General features: G+C 58.1%; 10 protein-coding genes. 2 read left to right on the top strand and 8 right to left on the bottom strand.

The genetic code is table 11. The features are described from left to right. Window positions 1-104 precede the first annotated feature (104 nt). Together FW800_RS18055 and FW800_RS18050 are read right to left on the bottom strand one after the other, a co-directional pair. Complete coding sequence (locus tag FW800_RS18055; RefSeq protein ID WP_103733347.1) at window positions 105-506, bottom strand: nuclear transport factor 2 family protein; 402 nt, start codon at window positions 504-506, stop codon at window positions 105-107. Then, window positions 499-1,686 (bottom strand): MFS transporter, encoded by a 1,188-nt coding sequence (locus FW800_RS18050; RefSeq protein WP_446438154.1) that lies wholly within the window; start codon window positions 1,684-1,686, stop codon window positions 499-501. Before FW800_RS18050 ends, FW800_RS18055 begins: the two co-directional genes overlap by 8 nt. A gap of 111 nt (window positions 1,687-1,797) precedes the next feature. Between FW800_RS18050 and FW800_RS18045 the strand changes: the two genes are divergently transcribed. Beyond that, window positions 1,798-2,655 (top strand): LysR family transcriptional regulator, encoded by an 858-nt coding sequence (locus tag FW800_RS18045; RefSeq protein WP_078820325.1) that lies wholly within the window; start codon window positions 1,798-1,800, stop codon window positions 2,653-2,655. Window positions 2,656-2,657: 2 nt separating this feature from the next. Here FW800_RS18045 and FW800_RS18040 read toward each other — a convergent pair whose 3' ends face one another. From FW800_RS18040 to FW800_RS18020, 5 genes are all read right to left on the bottom strand, one after another. Further along, window positions 2,658-3,287, bottom strand: coding sequence for a retron system putative HNH endonuclease (locus tag FW800_RS18040; protein WP_446438153.1), 630 nt, complete (start codon window positions 3,285-3,287; stop codon window positions 2,658-2,660). Then, the gene (locus FW800_RS18035) at window positions 3,280-4,611 is read right to left on the bottom strand and encodes an AAA family ATPase (RefSeq protein ID WP_446438152.1); all 1,332 of its coding nucleotides are present in this window, start codon (window positions 4,609-4,611) and stop codon (window positions 3,280-3,282) included. The genes FW800_RS18040 and FW800_RS18035 overlap by 8 nt, the downstream gene beginning before the upstream one ends. 91 nt (window positions 4,612-4,702) lie before the next feature. Further along, window positions 4,703-5,515, bottom strand: a complete 813-nt coding sequence (locus FW800_RS18030; protein WP_446438151.1) for an SDR family oxidoreductase — start codon at window positions 5,513-5,515, stop codon at window positions 4,703-4,705. A gap of 14 nt (window positions 5,516-5,529) precedes the next feature. Next, on the bottom strand, window positions 5,530-5,994 hold the full coding sequence (locus FW800_RS18025) for a hypothetical protein (protein ID WP_005784995.1): 465 nt from the start codon (window positions 5,992-5,994) through the stop codon (window positions 5,530-5,532). A 167-nt stretch (window positions 5,995-6,161) separates the two neighbouring features. Continuing rightward, window positions 6,162-6,374 carry a DUF3077 domain-containing protein gene (locus FW800_RS18020; RefSeq protein WP_446438158.1) on the bottom strand — a complete coding sequence of 71 codons (213 nt, stop codon included), beginning with the start codon at window positions 6,372-6,374 and terminating at the stop codon, window positions 6,162-6,164. Between the two features lie 193 nt (window positions 6,375-6,567). On the opposite strand from FW800_RS18020, the gene FW800_RS18015 reads away from it, so the two are divergent. Further along, entirely contained in the window at window positions 6,568-10,296 is a 3,729-nt protein-coding gene (locus tag FW800_RS18015) for a dermonecrotic toxin domain-containing protein (protein WP_446438150.1), read from the top strand. A 140-nt stretch (window positions 10,297-10,436) separates the two neighbouring features. Here FW800_RS18015 and FW800_RS18010 read toward each other — a convergent pair whose 3' ends face one another. After that, on the bottom strand, window positions 10,437-11,888 hold the full coding sequence (locus FW800_RS18010; protein ID WP_248131754.1) for a mannose-1-phosphate guanylyltransferase/mannose-6-phosphate isomerase: 1,452 nt from the start codon (window positions 11,886-11,888) through the stop codon (window positions 10,437-10,439). Between the last annotated feature and the right edge of the window lie 61 nt (window positions 11,889-11,949).

Here is an 11,949-nt window from a genome sequence, read left to right as displayed (position 1 = left end):
GCAAGAGCGGCTCGCTTCGCATCGTGGTTACCATTGGCGACTACAAAGTTGTGTAGATACCTATGCTCATCGGGGGCAAGCCCTCTCCCACATTTAGGCCCGCGTTAAGCTTTGATAAACGTCTCATGCAAGTGCCGCCACAACAGCGCACCACTGGCCTGCTTCTCGAACACCACCGTGGCGCGGCGATCTGTCTGGGTGCCACTGTCATCCACCTGATGTTCGCGATACGTCACCGTGGCTCCCCGCGCATGACGATCAATCCCGGTCATTTCACTCAAGGTGATTTTCAACCCCGGCCGCATCCCTCCCAGGCGCGTGAACAATGCATTAACCCCGGCCCTGTTGACCCGCGTGCCGGTGGCCGGCGCGACCATGCTGAACTCCGGTGAGAAGCGTGCCAGCAGGTTTTCCAGCGTGCCCTCAGGTGCAACCCCGGCAAACCATTGTTCGATCTCGACGTGAGTCTGGATCACTTCTTCAAAAAAATCGCTGTAGTCAATCATGGTTGGGCTCGCTGCAAGGGTGAAGCAGCCTGCGTACCTTGGACGCATCCAGACGCAGCACTGCGAAAAGCGGCAACAGGGTCAGAGCTGCCGCTATCGTGAAGGTTATGGCGAAGGAATCCAAGGTCGACAGTACTGCACTGAGCAAGGCGGCGCCCACGCAGAAGCTCACTTGCCGGTTCATGTTCCATAACGCGCTGGCGTGGCCCATGCGCTCGGCGGGAATATCCAGAAAGGCCAGGGTCTGTGCGTTGCTGCTGCACAGGCTGCCGCCCAGGCCCATCAAGACGTAGGCCGCAATGATCAGCGCCGGCTCGTTGAGCAACAGGATGCCGCCGCATTGCAGCACCATGCCCGCCAGCAGCAAAGGTTTCGGGCCGCAGCGATTGAAGAGTTTTTTGCTCAAGTAAATCGCCACTGCCGAGGCCAGTGCCCACGGCAACATGAGCACGCCGGTCTGGGTGGCGTCATACCCCAGGTCACGCACGTAGAGGATGGCGATCAGGCTGGTGCCGATAAATATCCCCGGAATACACAGGTAAACCAGCATTGCCACACGCAGCATCGGGCTGGCGGCTTGTTTGAACATACTGCCCAGGTCCAGGGGCGGGCGTACGGTGGAAGGCACATCGGGTTTTATCCACAGCAGCGCCAGCAGCAGGGTCACCAGCGCCAGAGGCAGGTTGGCGTAGAAAATCCAGCGCCAGGACAGGCTGTCGACAATTACCCCACCCAGCGCCGGAGACAATGCCGGTACCAGCAATGCCACCGACATGACCCGCGCCGTCAACTGGCTGCGCTCGGCCGCGGAAAAGTGTCGGTAAGCCATGGCTTGCCCCACCGGAATCAACAAGCCGCCGCCGAGCCCCTGTACAGCGCGCCAGCCAATCAACGCGTCGATGGAGCCGGCCTGGCCGACCATCACCGATGCCCCGGCAAACAGCAGCAGGCTGGTGGCGATCAGGGTGCGCTCGCCCATGAGCGCCGCCAGCCACACACTCAAGGGAATGATCACCGTCAGCCCGAGCATGTAGGCATTGCTGATCCACGCCAGTTGCGTGACCGAGGCGTGCAGTTCGCGGGCGATGTCCGGGTAGGCGACGGTGGCGACAAACATGTTCACCAGGTCCAGGGCAAAACCCAGTAGAAAGATCCAGGCAATTTTCGAGCGGTAGGTCATGAACGCGATCCTGCGAATGAAGCGCGCAGGGTAGGCGGCAAGCAGGGTTTGGGATACGTCGGTTTGCCTGTTAGTTTGTCAAAAATATTTTGACAAACGGAGGGCGTGGCCATGGTCAGCCTGGATCGATTCGACACCTTCAAGGCCGTGGTCGAGGCCGGCTCGCTCACGGCCGCCGCGGATCTGCTCGGCCAGACCCGCGCCGTGGTCAGCTTCAACCTCAAGCGCCTGGAGGCGGAGCTGGGCGTCACCCTGCTGACCCGCAACACTCGCCAGCTGGCGCTCACCGATGCCGGCGAACGCTTCTACCTGCGCTGCACACGAATGCTCGAAGAGGCGCGCCTGGCGGTGGAAGAGGCCCGTTCCGAACATGCGCAGCTCAAAGGCACGCTGCGCATCACCACCACCGTCGAGTATGCCCTGGCCGTGGTCGCCCCGGCGGTGGAAGCGTTTCGCCGCCTGCACCCGGACCTGAATATCCACTTATCCACATCCTCCACCCACGCCGATTTGATCTCCGAGCGTTTTGACGTGGCTATTCGCCTGGGGCGCTTGCTGGACTCCAATCATCGGGCGGTGCAGTTGTCGACGTTTGAAGTGTTCGCCGTCGCGGCGCCAGCGTTTGCGGGCGTTCAGACCCTGGAGGAGTTGGAGCAGGTGCCCAGGCTGGGCCATGGCCGCTTGACGGAGTTGAGCGTGACCGACCCTGCCGGCGATGGGCATCAATACCGCGCAGGTCCGGCCGCCTTGGTGGCCGACAGTGCGGCGGTGCTCCAGGCGTTTGCGGTGCGTGGCCACGGTGTGGCGATCTTGCCACAGTGGCTTGTGCAGGAGGATTTGGAGGCGGGACGGCTGGTGCGTGTGTTGGCGGACCATCGCTTCGCGCCCCAAGGGGTCTACGCGATGTATCCGGATACCCGGCATTTGCCGCTTAAGGTGCGGGCGTTTATTGATTTTATGAAGGGGTAGTATCAGTTGGTTAGTTGACGGATGACATTTACGAGGACGGGGGCAAAAGGCTTCAGTCGATTTTGCGCATCGGGCAGCCTTAAGTCTTCCAGTAGCATCTTCATAAGCTCTGCGTCTTCGGCTTCAAGTTCATTGCCTTCCATTCCATAGTCGAAGAGCAGCGTATCAAGAATGGATTTTCTGGCGCTGAACAGCGTGCGATTGTTTTCACGGCGGTCGCCAAGGTTCAGCACTTGGATTGACGTGATTGCCCTGAGGCTCAAACCCTCCACACGGCCTGATAGATAAAATTTCAGTTCGGTTTCGCATTCGTCCATCAAGGATGTCAGTGGCAGTGCCTGATGTGCATGAGCTTTGCCGCACTGTTTGCTGCGGTTGCAACTGGCGACGATATTTGAATAATCGAGCGTCCTATGGGGGTGGGTCTCTCGGGCCGCAACGTGTTCGTTATGGGCGGTCTCTTGGGTAATTGCATGGCAACAATACGCGCACAAACCATGCTGCTCTTCGATACAAGCCTGGCGAATACTGTTTCTTTCTTCGTGGGTTAGATCGGAGTAGCGACCTTTCGGATTGTCGCGTATCCATTTCGTCAATTCTGCCGGTTCATTTCCTTTGGTGATCTTACGCACTGCGCAACTCCAGTTTGCGAATCAGAAGGGCGGCTTTGGTCAGTTCGATATGGCCAGGAGGCAGGTCAGTGGACAGCTCTTGGAACAGTGCCTTGGCGTCTTTCAGCTTTTTGTCTTGCAGTAACTCCAGCAAGCGATCCAGTCGAGACTGAACTTCACTGTTGCGTATATCTGTGTCCATGACGCTGAGCAGTACCTGATTGGCATCAAGGCCGTATAGACCGGTGCGCTCCTCAAGTTCGCCATCGTCGAGGACGTAGCACAGGACGTCCTTGGTATCGCTGATCACCAATGGGGAATGGGTCGTCAGGATGAATTGGCAGTTGGGGAAGGTTTCAGTGAGTTGGTGGATCAGGCGGCGCTGCCATTGAGGGTGCAGATGAAGGTCTACCTCGTCGACGAGTACGACGCCGTAGCCATGTAGCGGATTTTTCATGGAGGGATTCATCATGGCAAGACGACGAGCTATATCGCCAACCAAGGCCATCATGGACTTTTCGCCTTGTGATAATTGTGAGACATCCAGCGTTTGGCCGCATTTATCGATTGCCATGTGCAAATGTGGTCGACGCTGAACACGCAGGTTAGTGAAACCTGGCATGAACGCTCCTACGGCGGAACGGACGGCTGTTAACTGTCGATCGCGAGATGAGGCGTGTGCTTGTTCCAGGAATTTCCATAGTTGACTTTCTGGTGTGCCAATAATTTTTTGCACTTCTGCTAATGCGCCGGCCGAAATGCCGGTTTCGTTTTCGCTATCCTCTCGCTCCCGGAACCATTCGAAAAAGCGGCGAAAGTCGACACCCCGGTTTAACGAGTTGTCGTAACCGTCCAGTTGGCTAAAGCTGTGCCGGGTTTTTATTTTCAGGGGAATTTCAAGTACTGAACGTTCGACTGGATAGTAAGCAATGAGGGGAACAGACGCGTTTTCGTCATGCGTTAAATTGTCCCTATAAACATTAGCCAAGGCCGACGTATCGGCGAGCTCGCTAGCGACCTTTGTTTTCCGCCCCCGCCTGGACTTTGCCAGTAACCAATGGAAGTCGACAAATAGCTCTTCAGCCTCAATAGAGATTGACGCAACGTTTGAACCGTTATGTAAGGCGCTTTCTTCTATCGGGCTACCGCTGCCGCTTTCTGATCGAATTCTTGCAACCAACCAGCTAAGGGAGGTGGCCAGTGACCTGAGAATTGTTGTTTTTCCCGCCCCATTGTTCCCCACAAACACCGTCACTTTCGACGCATGTTTTTCGGTAGGCGCAAAGGCGACTTCCAAGTCGGTAAAACGACCGACGTTATTCAGTCGAATTTTTCTGATTTCCATCGCATTACCCTTGTGGGGCCAGTCAGTTTCTAGAGGCAGCCAGCGATTATGGCACTCATCCCGGGTTTTGACAGGTAGGCTTCACGCTTGCTTACAACACACCACTCAAGCCAAAACGCTTCTTCAACACCTTCTCCAGCAACCCCTTGGGCAACAGCGCCGCCATCAATGGCAACGCCCGGCTGCCATTGCCCGACCTTAGCAGACGCGGTGGCTGCGCTTGCTGCACGGCCTTGAGCACATCCGCCGCAAATTCAGTGGCTGGGGTTGGCTTGTCCTGGGAGGCCTGGCTGCGCGCCCGAATGCCTTCGCGCAACGGCCACCAGGGCGATGTTTCGTTGATCAATAATTCGGCCTGGGCCCCGGCATTCTTCGCAAAATGGGTATTGATCGCACCGGGCTGCACTTCCATCACCCGCACGCCAAACGGTGCCAGTTCCATGCGCAGGGCATCGCTCAAGGCATGGACAGCGGCTTTGGATGCGCAGTAGGCGCCGGCGAACGGCGTCACCAATACCCCGGAAACGCTGCCGATATTCACCACCAGTCCTTTGCTGCGGCGCAACGCGGGAAACAGTGCCTGGGTGACGCCAACGATGGAAAATACATTGGTTTCGAATTGGCGTCGCATCGCCTCGGTGCCGCCATCGAGCAACGGGCCCATGGCGCCGTAGCCCGCGTTGTTGACCAGCACATTCAGTTCGCCCATTTGTTCGGCCAAGCGTTGCAAGGCGGCGCTGTCATTGACGTCCAACTGCACGGCATTGAAGCCAGCGGTAGCGAGGGCGGCGACGTCATCGGGCTGGCGGGCGCTGGCCCACACGTTGAAGCCTGCGGCTTTGAACGCGTCGGCGAGGGCGCGGCCGATGCCGCTGGAGCAACCGGTGATCAGTACGTTGGGCATGCATCATTCCTTTGTCAGTCCGAGAAACTGCCTTGCAGGTGCTCGGCGCGAAATTCCAGGGTTTGCGGGCGATAGCCGGGGCGCAGTGGCGGTGTGGGCAGGCAATCGTCCCAGGTGGCCCCGGCCTGCAACTCGCCGGGGCCTCGATAGCGTGGGGCGGCGTAGACATTGTCGGCCAGGTTGACCGTGTCGCCCGGCGCGTAGGCGGCCACGCGCCAGCGCAGTTCGGTCAACGGCACGTCGTTGCCGTTGTTCAGGGTCAATTTCAGTGGGCGGTCGGCCGGGCAGTCCTGCGGGGCATAGCTGATGCGCAACTCAAGGCGTGCCAGTTGCGCGGCTTCGCGGTTGTCCAGCCACACCACCCAGACGGCGACGAAACCCAGGCCGACGGCAGCCGCCAGCGAAACCGGCAGCGCCTTCGCCGGGTAGCGCAGCAGCAGGATCAGCCAGGTGATGATCAGGAGAACGCCGAAGAACATGGAGACCACCTCGAATGGGGAACGAGCATCCTAACTTAAGCGTAGGTGGGATTGGTTAACTTGAGTGCTGTGGTGGCCGTGCGGGCCTCATCGGGAGCAAGCCCCCTCCCACCTTTGATTTGTGAACACATTCAAATGTGGGAGGGGGCTTGCTCCCGATGACTTACTTACTGATCAGCAGCGTCCACCTGCAAACCTTCGATGTGGGCCTCGACCAAGGCCAAGCCGGTTTCGGCTAATTGCAAGCTGGCCCAATTCAGGTAGCTCTGGTGTTCGGTGTATAGGTCCTGAGCAGCCAGGGTGAGGACTCGAGTGGTGCCCAGTACATGACTGGCATGTTCCAGCGCATGTTCGAGGGGAAGGGGCTGTACGCCAGGCAGGTGTTTTTCACTTCAATCAATAGGACCGTACAGTGCCCTGGTACTTGGTCTTGCATTTTCAGCAGAGCTCACAGCGTTCTGCTACTTGAGCTTACATTCGGGACAGGAACCGGAGCGCATTGAACGTCCACTTATCTGACGACCTACAGGGAGGTAGCGGCGACGTTCAACTCTTCTATGTAAGGTTTATTTCATGTTTGCAGCGACCGAAAACTCGACCCACCTTTCCCCCCCACAAAGCGTTGTTGCCCCAAACGCATTGGCCACCCAAACCGATATTGCCGTTGAAACATCTGCGCAACCCCCTGTTCACCTGCCACCGGTATTGACCTACGCGCCGGACGGTATTCCTCTTCCCACCTCGGCCGGCATACCCCCGGTCGGGGTGGAATACCCACGGCTCATGCAGCAATTCAAGGTTACCAATCAGGAGGCGTTTGTCACCCAACACGCCCTTCAGTCCCGCGACATGCAGCGTTTGCACGGTGAGCAACCGAGCTTCCAGGACTTCCTGCGCCAGCAAGTGGACCAAATGTTTCCGTACATGTCGACCCTGAAGCCACAAGACCTGGTCTTCAAGCGCTGGGTCGAGCAGGACGATGGCTCTATCAAAACACTGTCGTCCGAGCCGGTGCTGGACGCCTTGAACAGGAAGGTTGCGACCTTGCTGGCCAATCCTGGCCAGCAGCCCGTCGTTGACGATGTTGAACAGTCCGGCATTTTTACCCCGGACACGGACACTAGCCCGGGCACCCTCGTCACGCCACAGTTGACACTGGATACGATTGCCCAGCGCATGGTCACGCAGTTTCCGATGGCCCTTCAAACCTTCTGGACAACCCCCCGCCCGACGTTGAAAGACCCTCAGGTTCTGCAGGCCCCTCAAGACCAGTTGTTGACCTTGCACAAGCAACAACTGTCGACGCTGGCGGCATTGCGCGTGAGCGATGGAACACTGAGCGCGGCGAGCAAGCGGTTGATCGACGCAGCACTGCAATACCCCACGCTGGCTGAACGGGAAGCTGTCTTCCCCAATGGCGCACGCCCTGGTGTCTACCCGCTTACCGTTGATGACGGTAGCGAGCGGGGAGCCTTGATGGCGGGCTGCTTCCTAATCACCAGCACCGACGGTTCCGGGGCCACGCCCCCCGTCTGGACCAAAGGCCGGACCTTGGCACTCGATGAGACTAATGGGCCGGTCGTGCTGTACACCCCGGGTGAGGGGTTCGAGCAGTTTGCGACGCCAGCCCTGGCGCGCCAGGCGATTGCAGCGCGCCTTGATGAGGGGGGCGCCGACGCGGACCTACTGTTGCAAACACTGCCGTTGTCGTTACAAAACAAGTCGGAACTGCCTTCTGGCGACGATGTGATGTTGAGCGCCGAACCCTTGACGGGGGATGTGCTGGCCGAAGGCATCCCCTGGATGCTCAAGCGTCAGCAGGAGGAAGTCGTTGCGAATCTCGCCCGGGTATCGACAGAGCCGGGAGCACTCAAGCGCATGGATGATGCCGCTGACTGGTCGTACCTGCTCAGTGGCGAAAACGCCATGGCGGCGCGAGATGAACAACTGGCTGACAAGCTGGCCCCCGAGTGGCTGAAAAACCTGAGCCCGGCCCAGGAAGCGTTGTTTGATTACCTGGAACACTCCGAGGCCCGCAGTGCAAATGCGCTGGCGTCATCGCTGGCAACCCTTCCTTCTCTGGGTAGCTTTTCCCGCGACCGGATGAACGAAGCGATCAAACGGCAGTTCCCCGCTGCGCAGGTCGATGCGGACAAGCTGATGGTGCGGGTGAAAACCAGGTCCAATCCTCACACTGGCGGGCAAAGCAGCAGTCATACGCTCACCGTCAAGCACCACCGCGTATCGCTGACTGATCTGGCGCTGAAAAACCCCAGTGAGTTTCCAGCCGTCCAACACGGCCACTTCAGCCGGTCCACCTTCGAACTGCCGCTGACCGATACTCACGGCAACCCTCTGCTGGGCGACGATGGCAAGCAGGTCGTCCTGGATACCGAGCAGCTCAAAGCGTTGGTCAACACTGCCGATGTGGGAGGCGCCTATACCGAGCTGCTTAAAAAGGAGTTGGCCACGGATGCCGAGTCGGGTGCTGCCGGCGACGTCCGCAAAGCGTGGAAAACCCACCTGAGCGACATGCTGGATAAAGAGGCTTTTCTCGCAGCACTCAACCCCAATACCTACAACATAGACGCTACCCAAGACACCAGTACCAAACGAGGGGCGCAGTGGGTCGCGGCGGTTCTTGACTACCCGGACCCGGCTGACCGGCCTCTGGTGGATGGGAAAAAAATTGTCACCAGTGCCCTTATTCAGCGTGGGTTGCCGGTTCAGGGCGCGATGGTGATTGGCAATGACACAGACGCCTCGCTTGTACTGTGCACGCCGAATGCGCCCGACGGCGTGTGTTTTCGCGAATTGGCGGATGTGAATGCCCTGAACGCGTTGATGGAGAAAAAGGAGTGGAGGCTCTACACCGCGAGCAGAACGTCACCGGTCGATAAAAATGACGTGGCTAAAGCTTTCGAGGCAGGCAAGGCACGGGCATTAGATGTGACGAAGGATCCAATGCGCACGCTGGATGTGTTCATCGCTGCGTTCAAATTGACGAGCGCTCCCGTGACACTCAAGCCCTTCGATGGCAACTTTCAGGATGAGCTGTACAAGCAGAAAGTGAAGTTGCTCATCGATCACGCGGACCACCAAAGCGTCAGCAGCGCAGAGGTTGCGTATCAATCGAGAATCAACAAGGTTCAGTTCGGCATTGAGGTGGCCTCCATCTTCCTCGACTTGTTGCCAGTGCTCGGAAAAGGCATCTCCATGGGGGTTCGCTTAGGAAAGGCTGGCGTGACGGCCTTGCGCGCCAATGCTCGAATCTTGCCGCGGCTGCTCAAAAGTCCGGGCGCGATGCGTGCGGTCTACTCGGATTTCACGATGGCCGCCTCTGGTATTCCCAATGTGAATGCCGTGCCGTTGCGGCCGGTGTTCAAAAGCCCGGTGGTGCCGCCAGCCCCTCCAGTCATCGCCAGAGCACCAACGGCCGGCACGAGTCCAAACCTTGATCTGAGCGCCTTCTCCGTGTCGGAAGATGTCATCAAAGGCCGCATTTTGAGGCCGGACGGTACCTATAACGTGGGCGATAATTTTTACGTGCGCTATACCGACAGTACCGGGGTCAACAAGGTGTATCAGATTGATTCGGCCTTCCACGCACGTGACGGGCGGGTCGCTATCGTGGATCCTCAGGCGCCATTGACGACGTCGAAGCTCTATAGGGTTCAAGCATTTCTGGGGTCCGCGGGTAACGGTGAGTGGCGATTGAGCCGATTGCCGGGCGGGGTTCCCACTGCTACGGGGACATCCCGGCCGAACAAGCGTCCGTTGGACCAAGGCAGCTTTTCAGGCAACGTCGACACGAATAACGCGACAAGTGCTCAACCGGCCAATAAGCAACCTAGAGTGGAGGGCGTCCCTGACGGTTTAAAGGCGCTGCTGGATCCACCGGTAAAAGGTCAGAATGTTTTTTATCACTACACCGGGAAAAATCCTCATCACGAAATCATGGGTGAGAAAGCCCTTACTTCTTCAGCGTCAGATTTTGATGGTCAACGTCTGCCCCAAGGTAAAGGCAGGCATTACTTTACGGACTTGGCGCCAGGAGATATGCCGACCAAAAAGATTTCCGAAACCATCTTTGGGAAGCGTAAATATCAAAATGCGTTGGATAAAATGTCGCACTACTATGAAATCAATACGTCGGGGTTGAACGTTATCCAAAGCTCTCATAACCCACATATTTTTTATGTGGAGACGAAGTTTGCAATTCCTTTGGAGTACCCCGCTGGTCCTGACCGTGTAATGGTCAAACGCGTTATTTCTCATGGGAAAACGCCGATTAAAATATAAGCCCATGGCGTTGGCCGGTATTGGGTAAGGGCCAATGATGGCTTTAAATTGACCACAAAGGCCCAAACAAAAAGCCCCCACCCAACCCACTGCGGATAGGGGACGCAATGGGCTGGGCGAGGGCTTCTTGTACGACTGTTTTATTGCGCGATAGTTTTCACCGAAACACCTCGTTCAACCGGTGTCGAGCGCCCGTAGATATCTTCGAACCGCTCGATATCGTCTTCGCCCAGGTAGCTGCCCGATTGCACTTCGATGATCTCCAACGGGATCTTGCCCGGGTTGCGCAGGCGGTGCACCGAGGCGATCGGGATGTAGGTGGACTGGTTCTCACAGAGCAGGAACACGTTGTCGTCACAGGTGACTTCGGCGGTGCCGCTGACCACGATCCAGTGTTCGGCGCGGTGGTGGTGCATTTGCAGCGACAGGCACGCGCCCGGCTTGACCGAGATGTGCTTGACCTGGAAGCGGCCGCCCATGTCCACCGAGTCGTAGGAGCCCCACGGACGGTAGACTTCGCAGTGGTTCTGGGTTTCGCTGCGGCCTTGCTCGTTGAGCGTGTTGACCATCTGCTTGACGCCCTGGACCTTGTCCTTGTGGGCAATCATCATCGCGTCCTTGGTTTCCACCACCACGATGTTGTCCAGGCCGATCACCGATACCAGTTTGCCGTTGCCATGCACCATGCAGTTGCGGCTGTCCTGGATCACCACGTCGCCTTTGCTCACGTTGCCGTTGGCGTCTTTATCATTGACCGCCCACAGCGAGGCCCAGCAACCCACGTCGCTCCAGCCGGCGCTCAATGGCACCACGCAGGCACGCTGGGTTTTTTCCATCACTGCGTAGTCGATGGAATTGTCCGGGCAGCAGGCAAAGGTGGCGTCGTCGAAGGTCACGGTGTCGTGGGTCTGCTCGCTGCGCTCCAGGGTCAGTACGCAGGTGTCGTAGATGTCCGGATCGTGCTTTTTCAGCTCTTCGAGGAAGCGGCTGGCACGGAACAGGAACATGCCGCTGTTCCAGAAATAACCACCGCTTTTGACGAACTCGATGGCGCGCTTTTCATCGGGTTTTTCCACGAACTGCTGCACGCGGCTCACACCTTCGGGCAGCAGCGAGTCGTTGGTGGACTTGATGTAGCCGTAACCGGTTTCCGGACGGGTCGCCGGTACGCCGAACAGCACCATCTCGCCACGCTCGGCCGCCACGGTGGCCAGTGCCAGGGCACGTTGCAGGGCTTTCTGGTCGTCGATCACGTGGTCGGCGGGCAGCACCAGCATCAGCTCGTCACGGCCTTCGTTGACCAGCATCATCGCGGTCAGGGCCACGGCCGGTGCGGTGTTGCGGCCAAAGGGCTCCATCAGGATGCGTTGGCATTCAAGCTTACGTGCGCTCAGTTGCTCGTTGACGATGAAGCGGTGGTCCTTGTTGCAGACCACGATAGGGGAGTCCATGCCTTCGAACACCAGGCGTTCCAGGGTTTGCTGGAACAGCGTGTGCTCGGAGGTTAAGGCCAGGAACTGCTTGGGGAACTGTTTACGCGAAAGCGGCCAAAGACGTGAGCCGCTACCACCGGAAAGGATTACTGGGATCATGGGTGTTTCTCCTTGAATCAGTTTGGGTCAGAGCTACGAAGGTTTGTCGTTTCACTCTTGT

The organism is Pseudomonas sp. 910_23 (genome assembly GCF_052850795.1).
The sequence above is the reverse complement of the archived record's forward strand: the minus strand, read 5'-3'. Positions and strand labels throughout refer to the sequence as shown.

Bases quoted from the DNA above. Each gene is read 5' to 3' on its own strand.
- FW800_RS18010 (WP_248131754.1), bottom strand. From the start codon at position 11,888: ATGATCCCAGTAATCCTTTCCGGTGGTAGCGGCTCACGTCTTTGGCCG.
- FW800_RS18050 (WP_446438154.1), bottom strand. From the start codon at position 1,686: ATGACCTACCGCTCGAAAATTGCCTGGATCTTTCTACTGGGTTTTGCC.
- FW800_RS18045 (WP_078820325.1), top strand. From the start codon at position 1,798: ATGGTCAGCCTGGATCGATTCGACACCTTCAAGGCCGTGGTCGAGGCC.
- FW800_RS18035 (WP_446438152.1), bottom strand. From the start codon at position 4,611: ATGGAAATCAGAAAAATTCGACTGAATAACGTCGGTCGTTTTACCGAC.
- FW800_RS18025 (WP_005784995.1), bottom strand. From the start codon at position 5,994: ATGTTCTTCGGCGTTCTCCTGATCATCACCTGGCTGATCCTGCTGCTG.
- FW800_RS18030 (WP_446438151.1), bottom strand. From the start codon at position 5,515: ATGCCCAACGTACTGATCACCGGTTGCTCCAGCGGCATCGGCCGCGCC.
- FW800_RS18015 (WP_446438150.1), top strand. From the start codon at position 6,568: ATGTTTGCAGCGACCGAAAACTCGACCCACCTTTCCCCCCCACAAAGC.
- FW800_RS18055 (WP_103733347.1), bottom strand. From the start codon at position 506: ATGATTGACTACAGCGATTTTTTTGAAGAAGTGATCCAGACTCACGTC.